Origin of the sequence: Muricauda sp. SCSIO 65647, assembly GCF_021534965.1 — a bacterium.
GTDB lineage: Bacteria > Bacteroidota > Bacteroidia > Flavobacteriales > Flavobacteriaceae > Flagellimonas_A.
The window spans coordinates 3270365-3289286 of record NZ_CP091037.1 but is presented as its reverse complement, the minus strand read 5'-3'; the positions used below and the strand labels follow the sequence as shown (position 1 = coordinate 3289286).

Here is an 18922-nt window from a genome sequence, read left to right as displayed (position 1 = left end):
ATCGTTTGTTAGGTAAGGATAACGATGTTGGCACATCAATTATTCCGAGGCAAAAATAGCAAAATTTATTTTTTTGGGATTTTTCCCTCCAAATCCAACAGAAATGCGTACTCCTTGGCTGTTTCCTTCAGCGCTTCGAACCTACCGGAGGCCCCGCCATGCCCGGCATCCATATTCGTATCTAGAAACAGTAGGTTGTCATCCGTCTTCAAATCCCTTAATTTGGCCACCCATTTGGCAGGTTCCCAATATTGTACCTGCGAATCGTGCAAACCGGTGGAAACATACATATTCGGATAGTCTTTCGCCTCTGCTTGATCATAGGGCGAGTACGAAAGCATATAATCGTAGTATTCTTTCTCTTTCGGATCGCCCCATTCATCGAATTCACCGGTGGTCAGCGGAATAGAATCATCCAACATAGTGGTTACGATATCGACAAAAGGTACTGCCGCAATAACCCCATTGTAAAGTTCAGGGGCTAAATTGATCACCGCGCCCATCAGCAGCCCACCTGCAGAACCGCCCATGGCATATAAGTGCTCTGGGCCGGTATAGTTTTCGGCAATAAGGTGCTCTGATACATCGACAAAATCGGTAAAGGTATTCATCTTGGTCAACAACTTGCCATCTTCATACCATGGTCTACCGAGATATTCACCGCCCCGTACATGGGCAATGGCGTAAATGAACCCGCGGTCCAACAAGCTCAATCGTACCGAAGAAAAATATGGGTCGACGGTATTGCCATACGAACCATAGCCATACTGTAACAACGGACTTGTTCCATTCAATGGCGTGTCTTTATGGTACACCAACGAAACGGGTACTTTTACCCCATCACGAGCCGTGGCCCAAATACGTTCAGAACGATAATTTTCCTTGTCGAACTTACCGCCCAATACTTCTTGCTCTTTTAAAATGGTTTTTTCTTTTGTGCCCATATCGAATTCGACAATGGCATAGGGTGAGGTCATGGCGTTGTAGAAATAGCGGAGTTTGTCAGTATCAAAATCCAAGTTGGTGGTTGGCCCCATGACATAGGTTTCGCTATCAATGGGCAGATAATAGTCTTCTGAACCATCCCACCTGATGATTTTCATCTTGTTCAGCCCATTTTCACGTTCTGACAGTACGTAATGGTTTTTGAAGATTTCGATGTCTTCCAATAAAACATTCTCACGATGGGGAATAAATTCCTGCCAATTTTCCTTAGAAGTGTCCAGCTCATCCACCTTCATCAATTTGAAGTTGGTGGCGCCGTCTTTATTGGTCAATACATAAAAACTGCCGTTGTAGTGTGAAATACTATATTCAATGCCCCTTTCCCGTGCTGAAAAGACCTTGAATTCGCCATTGGGGTCATCAACAGGCAAAATGCGGTATTCAGATGTCAGTGTGCTGACAGAACCGATTACGATATATTTACGTGACTTGGTTTTGTAAACAAATGTGGAGAAGGTCTCATCTTCTTCATGATAGACCAACTCATCTTCTTCTGCCGATGTACCCAATTTGTGCCTATAAATTCTATCAGAACGCAGTGTTACCGGGTCTTTCTTGGTGTAGAACAGTGTTTTGTTGTCAGAAGCCCATGTTGAACTGCCCGTTGTGTTATCGATTTTATCGGGATAGATTTCTCCTGTCTCCAGGTTTTTTATTTGGATATGGTATTGCCGCCTTGACACTGTATCGAGCCCAAAAGCGGCCAATTTGTTATCAGGACTCACCGAAATACCCCTCAAATTAAAGAATTCATGGCCTTCTGCCATTTCATTACAATTGAATATGATTTCTTCTTCGGCCTCCAAACTTTCTTTCTTTCGAGCATATATTGGGTATTCTTTACCCGTCTCGTATCGCGTGAGATACCAATAGCCGTTCAATTTGTACGGCACCGAAGTATCGTCTTCCTTTATTCTGCCTTTCATTTCCCCATAAAGCTCTTTTTGAAAGTCTTTGGTATGCGCGGTCATCGTCTCATAATAGGCGTTCTCTGCCTCTAAGTAATCGACAACTTCTGGGTTTTCACGCTCGTTCAACCAATAGTAGTCATCGATACGAAGATGGCCGTGCGTTTCGAGTCTCTTGGGTTTTTTAGAGGCTTTTGGTGGTGTTGTATCCATTTGTCGTGTGTTGGAATCTTGGCAAGCGGCGACAAAAATAAGGCAGAAAATAAAAATGGGAGTACGATAAAGAAACACTTTCATATAGAACAATTTGAAGGCAAAATAGTAATTTTGAATCATCGATCACCAATAATTCACACAATGTTCGGAGATTTAATGGGCATGATGGGAAAACTTAAGGAAACCCAAGCCAAAGTAGAGGCCACCAAAGAACGGTTGAACTCGGTCATGGTAGATGAGCAATCACCTGACGCGCTCTTAAAAGTCACCCTTACCGCCAATAGAGAACTGAAGTCAATCGAAATCGATGATTCGCTTTTAGAAGACAAAGAACAACTTGAAGACTATCTGGTATTGACCTTGAACAAGGCCATCGAAAAGGCCACAAAGGTCAATGAGACCGAATTGGCCGCAGTCGCTAAGGAAGGCATGCCCAATATTCCAGGAATTGACTCTTTTTTCAAATAACCATCGTTCAAGATTTTCTTATCTTTAGGAAAAGTCTTTGATAAATGATCGAAGTGTTTAAAGAAAACGATAATGTTTACCGTTTTCAGGTAAAATCACCTTCTGGGGGTATCTTGCTCAATAGCATCGAATTTCCCAAAAAGGAAAAACTTCAACATACGGTCTCTGCAATCAATCGGTCTAAAGGCAACCACCTACTATTTGAGCGACATACCAACCATAATGGAAAATTTTTGTTCAAACTACGGCTAAAAGATAGTATCGTTATAGGGCAGAGCCTGCCGTATAATTCAGAACCCGGTATGGAAAACGGCATCAAAAACCTGAAAAATATTATAGCTGCCCTCTAAAAGCCTTGAAGTACCTTCAAGAAATGCCCGTGCATTTCGTCAGTGTAATCTAAATGGGTGACCATACGCAACTTGCCTTGCCCCATACCAATTATGGAGATATGGTTTTCAGCTAGTTTTTTCAAAAAGGAAGCTTCTTTACATTTCGCTTCATCAAGCTCGAAGATGATGATGTTCGTCTCAATAGACTCTACTTTTTTGATAAAAGCCATACTTTCGAGAACTTCTCCTATTTCTTTGGCCCTTTGGTGGTCTTCGGCCAATCGTTCTATGTGGTTGTCAATGGCGTAAATACCTGCCGCCGCCAAATACCCTGATTGCCGCATACCGCCACCCAGTATCTTTCGAATTCTAAGGGCTTTGTCAATCAGCTCTTTATTTCCTATCAAAACGGAACCAACGGGGCACCCGAGCCCCTTGCTCAAACATACACTTATGGTATCGAACAGCTCTCCGTACTGTTTTGTGGATTCTTGCTTGGCAACCAATGCGTTCCATAAACGAGCACCATCCAAATGATATCGAAGTTGGTGTTTTTCACAAACGGCTTTTATCTTTTGTAGTTCATCAAAATCCCAACAGGCCCCTCCTCCCTTGTTAGTGGTGTTTTCAATGCAGACCAGTGAGGTCAATGGGCTATGGTAAAAGTCTGGCGGATTGATGGCCACCTCTACTTGTTCAACGGTCATCATGCCCCTATGACCATTGACCAACTTGCACGAGACCCCACTATTGAAGCTCACCCCGCCACCTTCATAGTTATAGACATGGGCATATTTATCACAGATCAACTGGTCACCAGGGTTGGTATGCAGTTTTATGGCCGTTTGATTGGCCATCGTTCCACTGGGGAAAAAGAGCGACGCTTCCATATCGAATAGGGCTGCTACTTTTTCTTCCAATGCGTTGACCGTGGGGTCATTTTTGAAGACATCATCGCCCACCTTGGCGTTCATCATGGCCTTTAGCATGCCTTCGGTAGGGCGGGTAACGGTATCGCTAATCAAGTTAATTTCCATTCAGATCATTCGATTGTAGGGTTTATGGGCGATTCATTTTTCAAAATCAGTGAAAACAATCCATTCCAATTGGTGAACCATCGGGAATCTTAGGTGCTTTTATCTTTTTCTCGTAACCTTTAGGGTTGCCATTGAACTTTTCCACTTCCATCAGTAAAAGGGCAGCGTGCGGATTATCTTTTGCTGCTTCTAAATTTTTTTTAATGGCAGCCATTTCCGATACGATTACTTCTGTCACCTGTGGGTAACTTTCTTTGGCACTTGCCAGGTGCATCAGTTCTTGCAAGACCTGCCAATTCACCAGTTTCTGGATCTCGCCCAAATATCCTTCTTCGACTTTTATGTTCATGGCATTGTCGAATAAGTTTGAAATGACTTCACGAAGCCCCAATTGATCTTTATCCAACGCCTTTTGTTGCACCAGCCTGTTTGCCCGCTGTGGATGTAACAATAACATCAGGGTTTGGTGCACTGCCGTTTCTGCAGCACTCAATGGGTCAAAAGCCACCCCAGTTTTTCCCTTGAAAGACTCTCTTGTTCGGCCAAATCCTATACTTCTCGGTGGGAAAAGGGACAGTTTACCTTCGGGTATTGCCAAAACTTCTGGCCTAAGGGTCTTTAGCAGCGACTGCAGCGCCTCTTCTTGGGTTTCTCGCTCTACGGTTTTGACCGTTAACTGCCCATCACCCTTTACTGCATAGTTATAGTCCAATCCACCCACCAACTTGACTGCTGCTTCGGTTTGATAGCGGTGCAAAAAGTAGAGTGGCACAAAAACATCTTCCAGTACCGAAAGGGGTTCGCCCTTTCTGATGTTGTCGACAGAGAAATTTTTGATGGCGATTTCCCTGATCTTCAAAATTTCTTCCAATTCTTCATTGGCAAGTCGGCCATTGTCCCATAAATGGGCCAATGCATGCGCCCCTCCTATCGGCCGTGCATCTTGATCGGAGATATATCGGAGTCCATCGGTCTGTGCCTCTGCCAAAATCTTATTCAATGCCTCTTTCTCATCTGTTCCTTTCGGGAAATCTGAATACGCATAGGCTACGGTCACTTTGTCCCATTTTCCTATTCCTGTATCATAAGCATCTGAAAAATCGATTTCTCCATCTTTAAGACGAAATTGGGGATGGGGATAATCCATTACCGAGGCACGATCATTGGTACTGGCCGCAAAGTTATGGGCAAAGCCCAAGGTATGGCCGATCTCATGTGCCGAAAGTTGACGAATGCGTGCCAACGCCAATTCAAGCATCGGCTTGTAATTGTCGTCACGCTCGGCAAAGGGCTTGTTCACCAATGCCTGGGCAATCATGAAGTCTTGACGAATGCGAAGACTGCCCAAACTGACGTGTCCCTTGATGATCTCGCCCGTACGGGGATCCCGTACACTACTACCATAGCTCCACCCCCGAGTAGAACGATGTACCCACTGAATGACATTATAGCGAACATCCATTGGATCGGCATTGTCTGGCAATATCTTTACCTGAAAGGCATCTTGATAGCCTATGGCCTCAAAAGCTTGGTTCCACCAGCGACCACCCTCTAAAAGGGCAGAACGAACGGGCTCAGGGGTACCATTGTCCAAATAATATATGATAGGTTCCAATGCCTCACTGATATCAGCGTTGGGATTCTTTTTTTCGAGTCGATGACGTGGCACAAATCGCTTCAATATGGGCTCCTGTACCGGAGTGGCATAGTCATAATAGGTAAAGGGATATGTGCCACAGCGCGGGTCAAATTCCCGCATTTCAAACCCATCATCGGGCAGTTCGATAAACGAATGGTGCTGCGCGACCGTTATTGAAGTAGGGTCAGGTGTGACCGAACGAATATAACCTCCTTTGGGCTCTCCTCTAAAAGTCAGAAAAACATCGAACTCCACATTTTTGGGAAATGCCTTGGTGCGCTCAAAATTCCATGCACTTCGTTTTTTGTCCAAACTATAATTTCCTTGGTCAGTCTGTTTTAGGCGTCTTGCCACACCATGGGCATCACGCATCAGAAAATCGGAGATATCGATAAGGTAGCTTCCCTTAGATTCTTCAAAAATGTCAAATGCGCCCAAAACCGATTTGGCAAAGGCCTGTTCGACCGATTTACGCTCAAGTCTGTTATCTGTCAGTGCCCGAAATGTCATGTTGGGCTGAATCAACAAAATCTTTTGCCCTGCCTTTTTGAAATGAACCAGTTGTTCATTGCCCAATTGTCCACGATCGAGCCCAATATCATTGCTGCCAATGCCGCTACTCAATGAATATACATAAAGAAAATCCGTATCCAAATCATCTATCTGAAGATATACCTTGTCATTCTTGTCGTCATAATAGAAATCAAAATAACCGTTCAATTTTTGAAAATCCTTGGCCTTATCGAAGGCTTGGGCCAAAAATAACTGTGGGAGAAAACAGAAGGCAAAAATTGGGAAAAGCGGGTTTTTCATAAGTGTCACATTTGAACTCTAAAAATATGCAAAATGGATTGTTCAAAGAGGGCTAAACCTTATTTTTGCCCAAAATCTACATATGGTAACCACAGATCAACAGAAAGATCTTATTGAGCGCCTTGGTGCGCTAAGGAGGTATCTTTGACATCGATGCCAAGCTCATCGAAATAGAAAACGAGGAAGAAAAAACGATGGTACCTGGGTTTTGGGACGACCCCATCAGTGCCCAGGCCCTTATGAAATTGTTGAAATCAAAGAAAAAATGGGTCGAAGATTTCAACCAAGCCAAAACCCTTGTCGATGACCTAGAGGTATTGTTCGAATTTCAAAAAGAGGGTGAAGTCTCAGAAGAAGAAGTTCAAAAACAATATGATAGGGCCTTTGATGCACTAGAAAATCTAGAGTTCAAAAATATGCTTTCTGATGAGGGTGATGACCTGACGGCCATCTTGCAGATAACAGCGGGTGCCGGTGGCACCGAAAGCTGTGATTGGGCGGCCATGCTGATGCGTATGTACATCATGTGGGCCGACAAGAATGGTTATAAGGTGAAAGAGCTCAACTACCAAGAGGGTGATGTGGCCGGCATCAAGACCGTAACCTTGGAAATCGATGGCGACTATGCCTTTGGCTGGCTGAAAGGGGAAAACGGGGTGCACCGTTTGGTGCGAATCTCTCCTTTTGACAGTAATGCGAAACGTCATACTTCTTTTGCTTCCGTCTATGTGTATCCATTGGTCGACGACTCAATTGAAATAGAGATCAACCCATCAGACGTAGAAATAACCACCGCCCGTTCAAGTGGTGCCGGAGGACAAAACGTCAATAAGGTCGAGACTAAGGTACAGTTGGTACACAAACCAACGGGCATACAGATTTCATGCTCTGATTCACGTTCGCAACATGACAACCGGGCCACAGCCATGAAAATGCTAAAATCGCAGCTTTACGAAATCGAGCTGCGCAAAAAACAGGAAGCCCGCGCCGAAATTGAATCCTCAAAAATGAAAATTGAATGGGGTTCACAGATTCGAAATTATGTGATGCATCCGTACAAACTGGTCAAAGATGTTCGAACCACTGAGGAAACGGGCAATGTTGATGCTGTTATGGACGGTGACATCAATCCGTTCTTAAAAGCCTATCTGATGATGATGGGACAAAGAGAAGATTGAAGGGTTTAGGCACGATATTTGGTGTTCGACCAATTGGTTCAACATGGAAACCCAGCTGTTCATTCAGCAATGTCCATTTTGCTTTTAACAAACAATTAACGGAATACGCTTAAACCATCGAATACTTTTAAAATCTTAACACTGACTGACATGAAAAAAACCATAAGAATTTTGGTCCCCTTAGTACTGCTACTTTTTGCCCAAGGTTTAGAGGCCCAGTTTAACAGACAAATGGGTGGCCGCAGAGGCGGATCTGTGGTACCGCGAGCACAAACCCCCCAAAAGGAGCCTGAACCCATGACCGCAGAAGAATATGTTGATGAGCGCATGCCGAAAATAATCGAGGCCCTTGAGCTAGACCCTTTTGAAGAGGCCGTGGTGCGCACCACACTGACCAAATATGTGCAAAAACGTATGGAGTTGCATATTCTTAAGCTTGAGCCCAAAAAAATGAGGGAAGAATTCGAAAAAATACAAGAGCAGCAAAACGCTGAGATAAAAGCTGGGCTTCCTGAAGAAAAATACCAAGCTTACCTAGACTTACAAAAGAACCAATTGAAGAAGAAAAAAAGAAAAGAGAAGAAAGAGAAGAAAAAGAAAAACAAGGATTGATATGCAGAAACTGTTCTTTGTACTGTTGGTTTTGACCACCACTTATTCGGTTGCACAAAGACCCAACAATTCAAGACCAATAAAAGTCACAGGAACAGTCATCGACCAAGAAACCGGGCAACCCTTAGAGTATGCCACAGTTATTCTTCAACGGGTTCGAAACGCAGAATCTGTTACCGGTGGCATTACCGATGCCAGCGGAAAGTTTGAAGTAGAGACTTTACCTGGGGTTTTTAATATCATCGTTGAATATCTTACCTATACAACATTTCGAAAAGAGCGGCAACCCCTTCGATCAAACATCGATTTAGGACAAATTGCCCTTCTAGTGGATATTTCACAACTTGATGAAGTAGAGGTGATTGCCGAACGGACCACCGTTGAACTTCGACTGGACAAAAAAATCTACAATGTCGGTAAAGACCTCACTGTACGTGGAGGTACGGTAAGCGATGTTCTTGACAATGTTCCTTCTGTTTCTGTTGATGTAGAAGGAAATGTACAGCTACGGGGAAATGATGATGTCAGGATACTCATCAATGGCAAACCTTCAGCGCTTACGGGACTGAACAGTACAGAGGCCCTAAGGCAACTTCCTGCCGAATCAATCGAAAAAGTCGAAGTAATTACCTCGCCCTCAGCCCGCTATGATGCTGAAGGCTCTGGCGGTATCATCAATATCATTTTGAGAAGAAGCAAGCTACAAGGTCTCAACGGGGCATTGACCACCAATGTCGGTTACCCTTACACTGCAGGTATCAACGGAAATCTCAATTATCGATCAGGTGACATCAATATTTTCACCAACACAGGTTACAACTATCGCGAGCGCCCTGGCAATTCGTTGAACGACACCGATTTCTTTGATGCCCTGGGCGATTTCACGAATTCACTTCGTGAAGAACGTGAGTTCGACAGAATTCGAAAAGGGCTGAATGCCAACTTTGGGGTAGAATGGTATGTGAACGAAACCGCTTCGATAACCCAATCGATCTTTGTTCGAGATTCTGATAACAGCAGTGAAACGACCAATGAGTTCTTTCAAGAAGATGCAGATGGAAACAGCAGTTCAGGTTTCCGTTTTGACCCAGAAACCGAGAAAGACCAAACCTTTCAATACGCCTTCAATTTTGATAAGCAGTTCAATGGAGACACTGAACACAAATTGACCTTTGCCTTTCAATACGAAACCAGTGATGAGGTAGAAGAATCATTGATCGTACAGAATGGTTTTGACAGCGAAAGTGTACGAACCGCCGAAGATCAGCGGCGACTCTTTTTACAGACCGATTACGTATTACCCGTTGGAAAATCAGGGCAGTTTGAACTGGGTTACCGGGGAGATTTCAATACACTCGAAACAGATTATGGCGTCATCTTTATTAGTCCGACGATTGATGAATTGGGAATAACCAACCCGAGCAACGTATTGGACTATAAAGAAAGTATCAATGCAATATATACCCAATATGGAACAAAAATCAAAAAGTTCTCTTTTTTGGCTGGATTACGATATGAGGCCACTCGATTGATTATCAATCAATTGGAAACAAATGATTTTAACCGTAATAATTTTGACGGGTTTTTTCCTACCCTCAACCTAAACTACGAAATCAGTGAGAAAGAAAGTTTTCAGTTTGGGTACAACCGAAGAATTCGAAGGCCTAGGTCCCGCTTTTTGAACCCTTTTCCCTCACGTTCGAGTCCGACCAACCTATTTCAAGGCAATCCCAATCTAACGCCTTCGTTTTCAAACCAGGTCGATTTGGGCTATTTGAAACGTTTCGAAAAGCTTACCCTGAATGGTTCCATCTATTTTCAAAGGGCTACTGATGTCATCACCTTTATTACCGAAGATACTGGCGAAGATACTTTCTTTGACGGTGAACAGGTAAGCATTTTGAGAAGAACACCGGTAAACTTGGCACGTAATGACCGCTACGGGTTTGAGATCACCACTAACTATCGCCCAACCCAAAAATGGAATCTCAATGCCAACTTTAATTTATTCAATCTCATCACGAGAGGAGATTTCAACGATCAAAATTTTGATGCCGAAAACCTTAGTTGGTTTGTACGGCTCAACAACAAGATTACGCTGCCCAAAAAAATTGATTGGCAAACAAGGATATTTTATAGAGGGCCCACTGAAAATGCCCAGACCCGAAATCAGGGAATTTTCTCCTTAGACCTGGCCTTTAGCAAAGATTTGTTTAACGATAAGGCGTCGCTTGCCCTTACTGTCAGCGATGTGTTCAACAGTCGCAGACGGGTCAGTGAAACCGTGACCCCGTTCTTTGAGAATGATAGTGAATTTCAATGGCGTGTAAGAAGTTATAATTTAGCTTTTACCTACAGGTTCAACCAAAAGAAGAAAAGAAATACCGACAGACAACGTGAATATGATGAGGGTGAAGAGTTCGGAGCCCCATAAACAAAAAAGAAGCCGTTCGGCTTCTTTTTTTATTCTTCTAAACGTCTGGTTTTTCTTTCCTCGCGTTTTTCTTTCATCATTTCCATGAAATTTCCGGTCAACCAATAGGGCACGACAAAACCGATCAAAAATATCATCAACCAGAAACCTATCGTAAAGATGGTCAAAAATGCCAACCACCCCAAATATTGATCAAACTCTACCATTGAAATCCATTTTATAGTACAAAGATACCTTGAAAAAGGTAAAAATTGCAAATCCTTTCAAAAAAATATAAAACCCAACAAAAATCAGAAAAAGAAAAAACAGTAAGGGTTACCTTTGTCGTAGAAAGAATAACACTATGGATTTTAGAATAGAAAAAGACACCATGGGCGAGGTCAAAGTACCTGCCGACAAGTATTGGGGTGCACAGACAGAGCGCTCAAGAAATAATTTTAAAATCGGCCCGGCAGCCTCTATGCCCCTAGAAATAGTATGTGGGTTTGCCTATTTGAAAAAGGCTGCCGCGTATGCCAATCATGAACTAGGGGTACTTTCAAAAGAAAAAAGGGACTTGATCTCGCAAGTCTGTGATGAAATACTCGAAGGCAAGCACGATGAACAGTTTCCACTGGTAATATGGCAGACCGGTTCGGGAACGCAGAGCAATATGAACGTGAACGAGGTCATCGCCAATCGCGCCCATGAACTGACGGGCAAAAAAATAGGGGAAGGCGAAAAGGCGATAAAGCCAAATGATGATGTGAACAAGTCACAATCTTCGAACGACACTTTCCCCACAGGAATGCATATCGCTGCCTACAAAAAAATTGTCGAGGTGACCATTCCAGGAGTGAAGCAACTTAGAGATACTCTTGATAAAAAATCAAAAGCATTTAAAGATGTGGTAAAAATTGGACGCACCCATTTAATGGATGCCACTCCCCTCACCCTTGGTCAAGAATTTTCTGGCTATGTCTCACAGCTCGACCATGGCCTCAAGGCCTTGAAAAACACTTTGGACCATCTCAGCGAATTGGCATTGGGCGGTACGGCTGTGGGCACAGGACTGAACACTCCCAAAGACTATGACGTAGTTGTCGCCAAATACATTGCCGAGTTTACCGGACTTCCATTTAAGACCGCCCCCAATAAATTTGAGGCCTTGGCCGCCCATGACGCCATAGTTGAGAGCCATGGTGCACTGAAGCAGCTAGCGGTTTCTTTGAACAAAATTGCCAATGATATCCGTATGATGGCCTCAGGACCAAGATCGGGCATTGGTGAAATCATCATACCGGCAAATGAACCCGGCAGTTCGATTATGCCGGGCAAAGTGAATCCGACCCAATGCGAGGCATTGACCATGGTCTGTGCGCAAGTGGCGGGCAACGATGTGGCCATTACCGTTGGAGGCACCCAAGGCCACTATGAGCTCAATGTTTTCAAGCCAATTATGGCCGCCAACATTCTTCAATCAGCCCAACTATTGGGCGATGCCTGTGTCAGTTTTGATGAAAATTGTGCAGTGGGTATTGAGCCCAATTATGAGACCATCAAAAAACTATTGAACAATTCATTGATGCTGGTAACGGCATTGAATACCAAAATAGGGTATTACAAAGCTGCCGAGATTGCCAATGAAGCCCATAAGAATGGTACAACACTAAGGGAAGAGGCGGTTAGACTCGGCCATGTGACAGAAACGGAATATGATGAATGGGTCAAACCTGAAGATATGGTAGGTTCATTAAAATAAAACCATTTTCGAAACAAAAGAAAAGGGCGGCCAAATTGGCCGCCCTTTTTTTGATTAAGTGTGGATAGTGTTTATTATCGCTTACTATTTCAAAGTGAATTTAGAAGTACCCAACAACTTCAATTTATCGTCATAAACATTCACCATATAGTTGCCTTTTTGGAAATCACCAGAAGGCTTGTTGATGTAATCACATACATCTAAGCTATTGTTTTCATAGTAGAAGTTCGTGCCTTTGCTATATGTAATGGAAGCACCTTCTTCGTCTGATTTGGTAAAGCTCTCGCCCAAAACATTGCCTTGTGGATCCAACACCTCGATGAAGAATTCCCTATCACCAGCTTCAGCAATTACATTGTCAGCAACCGTGAAGCAAACTTTGAATTTGTCAGTGGCTTTAGCTCTAGAGGTAGAAACCAATTTACCGCTGCTTCTTTCTTTAACGGCATCAACACTAAATGTAGAAAGGTTCAAAGCTGAGCCTCTTTCAACGGCATCGGCCAATTGGGTGTTCTGTACCACCAATGAGTCATTGAATACGGTTTGCTTTTCAAGCTCTGTGTAAGTGCTGTCCCTTTCCATGGCCAACAAAGTATTCGATTGTGTCAAAGAGTCAACTTGCTTCAACAGTTTTTCCCTTTCCTCCTTCAAGATACTTACTTGTCTTCTGTAGCGTGAAAGTGATGATATATCGGCTTTCATAGTTTTTACTGAATCGATATACTTCGCTATGTTGTCACGTGCTGCAACCAATTCTTCGTTGGTAGCATTGCTTTCAAGAATGGCCTTGTCGTATTCAGACTTAAGGCTGTTCAGATCTTCAACGACCAACTCTTTTTCTTCAGTTAGTTGTTGGGTCGTCTTCTTCTTATCTTGGTAAAGGCTCACCGTGTAAATAATTGTACCCAAAAGAATAACTCCGAGCAAACCAGCGATTACCTTCAGACCATTGTTGTTTTTTGTTTCTGTCATGATTTTTGATTTAATTAATTTCTTCCCTGAGCACCAAGCGTTTTTCATTGTGCTCGATTTATTTACGTATGGGATTTCATTTTGGATTATCCCACACCCAATAATTGTTAAAAAAATGGAAGTAATGCCTTCTAAGTGCTATTTTTAAAGGATTCAATGATACCCATGAAAACGAAAAGATACCTTACCTTAAATCTTGCACTTGTTTTTTTGTCATTATTCGGTGTATTTGCACAAGAGTCTTCCGTAAGTGAATCTTCCGAAGAGATCAAAATTGTCCCCATAGAACATGCCACGGCCGTTTTGAAGTGGAACGACATCACCATTTATATTGATCCCACAGGCGGCAAAGAAGCCTTTGAGGGCTTTCAAAAGCCAGACCTTATATTGATTACCGATATACATGGTGATCATTTCGACCTAGAAACGCTACAAGAACTTGATACGCATAAAGCCAAAATTATGGTGCCGCAAGCGGTAGCTGAAAAAATGCCCGAAACGTTTACGCCTCAGATCGATGTGCTCGACAACGGCGATGAAAAAGAACGTTATGGAATAAAAGTAGAAGCCATTCCCATGTACAATCTAAGGGAAGAAGCTTTGAAGTTTCACCAAAAGGGACGAGGCAACGGCTATGTTCTCAATAAGAACGGCAAAAGAATCTATATTTCCGGTGATACAGAAGACATTCCTGAAATGCGGGGACTCAAAGATATTGACATTGCCCTGGTCTGTATGAACCTTCCCTATACCATGCCCGTCGAAAGCGCTGCCGATGCCGTATTGGAGTTCAAGCCTAAGCAAGTGTACCCGTACCACTACCGTGGCCGGCCAGATGTCAGCGATGTCAACAAATTCAAACGACTGGTAAACGATGGCAATCCTGCTATTGATGTCGTTCAATTGGATTGGTACCCGAACAGTGGGTATTGATGTGTAACATTCCCGTTAAAAAAGAGTCTTATATAAGATTCTATCTATTTTCTAACAAAAACTCAATACAAGCAAAAATGAAACAGTCGTTTAAGTTTTTCTTTTTGGCAGTGGCCCTATTGGCCATCGGTTGCAAAGAAAAGACAGAAGACGAAAAGATCGTCTCTGAATTCAAGGTTCCGGTTGAGTACTACAAACTCGACAACGGGCTGAAGGTCATTCTTTCACAAGACAAGACCTCACCGACGGCCATTGTCGCCGTATACTACAATATCGGTTTTCGTATCGAACCCAAAGACCGAACTGGATTTGCCCACCTTTTCGAACACATGATGTTTCAAGGGTCAAAAAATTTGGGCAAAATGGAATTCATCAAACTGGTACAACAAAATGGAGGTGTACTCAACGGTTCTACCCGTTTCGACTTTACCAATTATTTTGAGATAGTGCCCTCCCACAAATTGGAAACCATGCTCTGGGCAGAAGCGGACCGTATGCGAGGTTTGGATATTACCCAAGAAAATTTGACCAACCAGCAAGGTGTGGTCAAAAATGAGGTCAAGGTTAACGTACTCAACCAGCCATATGGTGGTTTTCCTTGGTTAGACATGCCGCAATTCGCCAACACGAACTGGTACAACGCCCATAATTTTTATGGAGATCTAGAAGATTTGGATGCTGCCAACCTAGAAGACGTAGCCCAATTCTTTGATACCTATTATGCCCCCAACAATGCAGCTTTGTCTGTTGTTGGCGATTTTGAAATGGAAGAAACAAAAGCTTGGATAGAAAAGTATTTTGGCAACATTCCTGCCGCTGAATTGCCTTCACAGCCCGACATTTCTGAGCCACGTCAAGAAATGGAAAAAGATTCGGTCAAAAACGATCCATTGGCCAACAAACCGGCCATAGCCATTGCCTATCAAATGCCTGAGCGCAACACGCCCGAATACTATGCCATGGGACTGCTCGATCAAATTTTGATACAGGGCGACAACGGACTATTGGTACAAAAGCTTGAAAAAGAAAAAGGGTTTACCTCAGATGTGAACGGAGGCATCAACTATTTGGGCAATATGTTCAACTACAAAGGCCCCATGCTCTGGATGTATGACTTCACCTATGATAATGAAACTTCCAAAGAAGAGATTTTAGAGTCGGTCGATGAGACCATGACAGCCTTGAAACAAAGTGTTGATCAAGAAATGATCGACAAGGCCATTGTCAAAATACGGTCACAGCTGTATGATGACATTGGCGGTTTCTTCGGACTGGGCCGAGCCGATCTGCTCTGCTGCTTTGCACTGTTCGACAATGACCCTGCGCGTATCAACAATATTGAGGAAGAGTTCAAAAAAGTAACCCCTGATGTTGTTTCAAGAACAATCGATGAGTACTTGCGAAAGACCAATCGTAGTATTCTGACCGTTAATCCGTTGTTGGCCGAAAATGAAAAAACGAAATGACATGAAAAAATATATCGCATACTTAGTAGCTTGCCTTTTCTGCTTGACCTTGGTCAAGGCCCAAGAAAAAGAAATGCCTCCCAAGGGAGGAGAACCCAAAAACTTCACCCTTCCTGAAAAGCAAGTGGTAACATTTGATAATGGTTTGACCCTGGTCATGGTTCCCTACGGTTCCATACCCAAGGCGACGATCCAGTTTAACATCAAAACAGGGAACATCAACGAAAAGGAGAACGAGGTCTGGTTGGCCGATATGATGGTCGATCTTATGGAAGAGGGCAGTATGTCAAAAACCTCAAAACAAATCGCCGATGAAATGGCCGGTATGGGTGGCAACCTGAATATCGGGGTCGGACTGCACACTACTTCACTGAGCAGTTCGGTACTATACGAGTTTGCACCCGATGCCATTGCCCTGATGGCCGATGTGCTAAAAAATCCGAAGTGGCCCGAAAGTGAAATGGAACGGTTGAAGAATGATTTCAAGCGAAATCTTTCAGTCGACCTTTCTACTCCGCAGAATCAGGCCTATCGGGATTTTTATGCCGCATTATATCCTGACCACCCTTACGGAAGGGTATATCCGACCGAAGAACAAATCGACTCTTACAGTGTCGACAATATCAAGCGTTTTTATGATGAGAACCTTGGGGCAAAACGCACCACGGTATATGTGGCCGGCAATTTTGACCAAGAAGCGGTTCGCCAAGCCGTTGAGGGCCATTTATCTGATTGGCGGGCAGGCAATGAACTTTCGTATCCGGTGGCAGAACCCGTTACTTCCAATGAAGTCATGATCATCGATAGACCTGGCGCCCCCCAATCGACCATTTATTACGGATTGCCTGCCCCTGACCCCTCGCATTCAGATTACCTGGCACTGGATGTTACCAACTCTATTTTGGGCGGATCTTTCGCTTCGCGGATTACCAGCAACATTCGTGAAGACAAAGGCTATACCTATTCGCCATACAGCGTATTGGATACCAAATACAAAACAGGGGTTTGGTACGAAGCGGCCGATGTGACCACTGAACATACGGGTGCCTCGTTGATGGAGATCAAGAAAGAAATCGAAAAACTGCAGAGTGAGCCCCCTTCACAAGAAGAATTGGATGGCATCTTGAATTATGAATCGGGCATTTATGTACTGCAGAACTCCACTCCGAATGGCATCATCGGGCAAATGGTATTTCTTGAAATTCACGATCTCGATGAGTCATTTTTGAAGAACAAGGTTCAGAACATGTTTGCGGTCACTCCTGAAAAGGTACAAGAGATGACCCAAAAATATGTGCGTCCCGAAAACATGACCTTGATAGTGGTCGGCGATAAGCAAAAAATTGAAGACCAAATACAGGAAACCATCAAGGCGCCTTTGAAGCAATGATGATCTTGGGCATTTTATAAAAAAGCCAGTGATGTGAAAATCACTGGCTTTTGTCTTTTTAACAACTATTGGTCAACGTACCAACTTCTTGTACTTGATTCGTTTCGGCATGATATCGGCTCCCAAACGTTTCTTTTTGTTCTCTTCATAGTCAGAGAACGACCCCTCGAAGAAATAGACCTGAGAATCGCCTTCAAAGGCCAGTATATGGGTGCATATCCTGTCTAAGAACCAACGATCGTGCGAGATGATAACGGCACAGCCCGCAAAGTTCTCGAGACCTTCTTCCAATGCCCGTAATGTATTGACATCTAAATCATTGGTGGGCTCATCAAGTAGCAACACATTACCTTCTTCTTTTAAGGTCATGGCCAAATGCAAGCGATTTCGTTCACCCCCCGAAAGAACGCTCACCTTTTTGTTCTGCTCACTACCTGAAAAATTGAAACGACTCAAATAAGCCCTTGAGTTCACTTGTTTGCCGCCCATCATGATAAGTTCTTGGCTATCACTGAAATTTTCCCAAATCGTCTTTTCAGGGTCGATATTGGAATGGCTTTGATCTACATACGCCAATTTTGCGGTATCGCCGACGATGAACTCTCCCTTATCGGATTTTTCCTCGCCCATGATCATTCTGAAGATAGTGGTCTTACCTGCCCCATTCGGACCAATAATGCCCACAATACCGGCTTGCGGTAGATTGAAGTTCAAATCTTCATACAACAGCCTATCGCCATATGCCTTGCTGACCCCTTTGGCCTCGATGACATTGGTACCCAACCGAGGCCCGTTGGGAATATAGATTTCCAACTTTTCTTCCATCTGTTTTTGGTCTTGGCTGAGCAATCTGTCATAATTTTTGAGACGTGCCTTTTGTTTGGCCTGTCGCCCTTTGGCTCCTTGACGTACCCACTCCAACTCACGCTCCAATGTTTTTTGTCGTTTTGAGGCCTGTTTGCCCTCTTGTGCGAGTCGCTTGGCCTTTTGGTCGAGCCAGCTTGAATAATTCCCTTTCCAAGGAATGCCCTCTCCCCTATCCAACTCCAATATCCATCCCGCCACATTGTCCAAGAAATAACGGTCATGGGTCACGGCGATCACGGTGCCCTTGTACTGTGCCAAATGGTGCTCGAGCCAATGCACCGACTCAGCATCTAAATGGTTGGTGGGCTCATCGAGCAACAGCACATCGGGTTCTCTTAGCAATAATCGGCATAGGGCGACCCGTCTACGCTCACCACCTGATAGTACTTCTATCTTTTTGTCGGGCTCAGGGGTTCGCAGTGCATCCATGGCGATTTCAAGCTTGGTGTCCAGCTCCCATGCGTTTGAGGCATCGATCTTGTCTTGCAACACCGCTTGTTTATCCATCAGTTTCTGCATCTTATCCGCATCTTCATAGACCTCGGGCAACGCGAACATATCGTTGATTTTGTTGTACTCATCTAAAACCGCTACGGTTTCGGCAACACCTTCTTTGACGACTTCCAATACGGTCTTATTGTCGTCTAATTGGGGTTCTTGTTCCAGTAGGCCAACTGAGTATCCAGGAGAAAACACCACATCGCCCTGATGGTTTTTATCGACCCCGGCAATAATCTTGAGCAAGGTCGATTTACCGGATCCGTTCAACCCTAAAATGCCGATTTTGGCACCATAGAAAAAACTGAGATATATATTCTTCAATACCGGGGTATTGGCCGTTTTAAAGGTCTTGGTGACCCCTGCCATTGAAAAAATGACCTTTTTATCGTCAGACATAAGAAATGTTTATC

Annotated in this window: 15 protein-coding genes; 9 read left to right on the top strand and 6 right to left on the bottom strand. The window is 43.7% G+C overall.

Features of this window, described 5'->3' with window-relative positions; all coding sequences use genetic code 11:
- Positions 1-65 precede the first annotated feature (65 nt).
- Positions 66-2126, bottom strand: coding sequence for a S9 family peptidase (locus L0P89_RS14525; protein ID WP_235265835.1), 2061 nt, complete (start codon positions 2124-2126; stop codon positions 66-68).
- 144 nt (positions 2127-2270) lie between these two features.
- Here L0P89_RS14525 and L0P89_RS14520 point away from each other — a divergent pair, with 144 nt between their 5' ends.
- Positions 2271-2597, top strand: coding sequence for a YbaB/EbfC family nucleoid-associated protein (locus tag L0P89_RS14520; protein WP_235265834.1), 327 nt, complete (start codon positions 2271-2273; stop codon positions 2595-2597).
- 44 nt (positions 2598-2641) lie between these two features.
- Positions 2642-2947, top strand: coding sequence for a YegP family protein (locus L0P89_RS14515; RefSeq protein WP_235265833.1), 306 nt, complete (start codon positions 2642-2644; stop codon positions 2945-2947).
- Here L0P89_RS14515 and L0P89_RS14510 read toward each other — a convergent pair.
- Positions 2944-3966, bottom strand: a complete 1023-nt coding sequence (locus L0P89_RS14510; protein WP_235265832.1) for a threonine aldolase family protein — start codon at positions 3964-3966, stop codon at positions 2944-2946. The genes L0P89_RS14515 and L0P89_RS14510 overlap by 4 nt on opposite strands.
- Positions 3967-4012: 46 nt before the next feature.
- Entirely contained in the window at positions 4013-6418 is a 2406-nt protein-coding gene (locus tag L0P89_RS14505; RefSeq protein ID WP_235265831.1) for a zinc-dependent metalloprotease, read from the bottom strand.
- Positions 6419-6500: 82 nt separating this feature from the next.
- Between L0P89_RS14505 and prfB the strand changes: the two genes are divergently transcribed.
- The 3 genes from prfB (at position 6501) to L0P89_RS14490 (ending at position 10642) form a co-directional block, all read left to right on the top strand.
- Positions 6501-7596 (top strand): peptide chain release factor 2 gene (gene prfB, locus L0P89_RS14500; RefSeq protein ID WP_235265830.1). Its coding sequence is split into 2 segments (ribosomal slippage): positions 6501-6563 and positions 6565-7596, totalling 1095 coding nucleotides; the frame shifts between segments, so codons are not numbered across the junction.
- A 150-nt stretch (positions 7597-7746) separates the two neighbouring features.
- Entirely contained in the window at positions 7747-8208 is a 462-nt protein-coding gene (locus L0P89_RS14495) for a hypothetical protein (protein WP_235265829.1), read from the top strand.
- Position 8209: 1 nt separating this feature from the next.
- Complete coding sequence (locus tag L0P89_RS14490; RefSeq protein ID WP_235265828.1) at positions 8210-10642, top strand: TonB-dependent receptor domain-containing protein; 2433 nt, start codon at positions 8210-8212, stop codon at positions 10640-10642.
- A gap of 29 nt (positions 10643-10671) precedes the next feature.
- Here the strand turns inward: L0P89_RS14490 and L0P89_RS14485 are convergent, their stop codons facing one another.
- Positions 10672-10848, bottom strand: a complete 177-nt coding sequence (locus tag L0P89_RS14485; RefSeq protein ID WP_235265827.1) for a hypothetical protein — start codon at positions 10846-10848, stop codon at positions 10672-10674.
- A gap of 137 nt (positions 10849-10985) precedes the next feature.
- Here L0P89_RS14485 and fumC point away from each other — a divergent pair, with 137 nt between their 5' ends.
- Entirely contained in the window at positions 10986-12383 is a 1398-nt protein-coding gene (gene fumC, locus L0P89_RS14480; protein ID WP_235265826.1) for a class II fumarate hydratase, read from the top strand.
- An 84-nt stretch (positions 12384-12467) separates the two neighbouring features.
- Here the strand turns inward: fumC and L0P89_RS14475 are convergent, their stop codons facing one another.
- Positions 12468-13355, bottom strand: a complete 888-nt coding sequence (locus tag L0P89_RS14475) for a hypothetical protein (protein ID WP_235265825.1) — start codon at positions 13353-13355, stop codon at positions 12468-12470.
- 165 nt (positions 13356-13520) lie between these two features.
- Between L0P89_RS14475 and L0P89_RS14470 the strand changes: the two genes are divergently transcribed.
- From L0P89_RS14470 to L0P89_RS14460, 3 genes are all read left to right on the top strand, one after another.
- Positions 13521-14288 carry an MBL fold metallo-hydrolase gene (locus L0P89_RS14470; RefSeq protein WP_235265824.1) on the top strand — a complete coding sequence of 256 codons (768 nt, stop codon included), beginning with the start codon at positions 13521-13523 and terminating at the stop codon, positions 14286-14288.
- Between the two features lie 77 nt (positions 14289-14365).
- Positions 14366-15754, top strand: a complete 1389-nt coding sequence (locus L0P89_RS14465; protein ID WP_235265823.1) for a M16 family metallopeptidase — start codon at positions 14366-14368, stop codon at positions 15752-15754.
- Position 15755: 1 nt separating this feature from the next.
- The gene (locus L0P89_RS14460; protein WP_235265822.1) at positions 15756-17144 is read left to right on the top strand and encodes a M16 family metallopeptidase; all 1389 of its coding nucleotides are present in this window, start codon (positions 15756-15758) and stop codon (positions 17142-17144) included.
- Positions 17145-17216: 72 nt separating this feature from the next.
- On the opposite strand, the gene ettA is transcribed toward L0P89_RS14460, so the two are convergent.
- Entirely contained in the window at positions 17217-18908 is a 1692-nt protein-coding gene (gene ettA / locus L0P89_RS14455; protein WP_235265821.1) for an energy-dependent translational throttle protein EttA, read from the bottom strand.
- Positions 18909-18922: the final 14 nt, after the last annotated feature.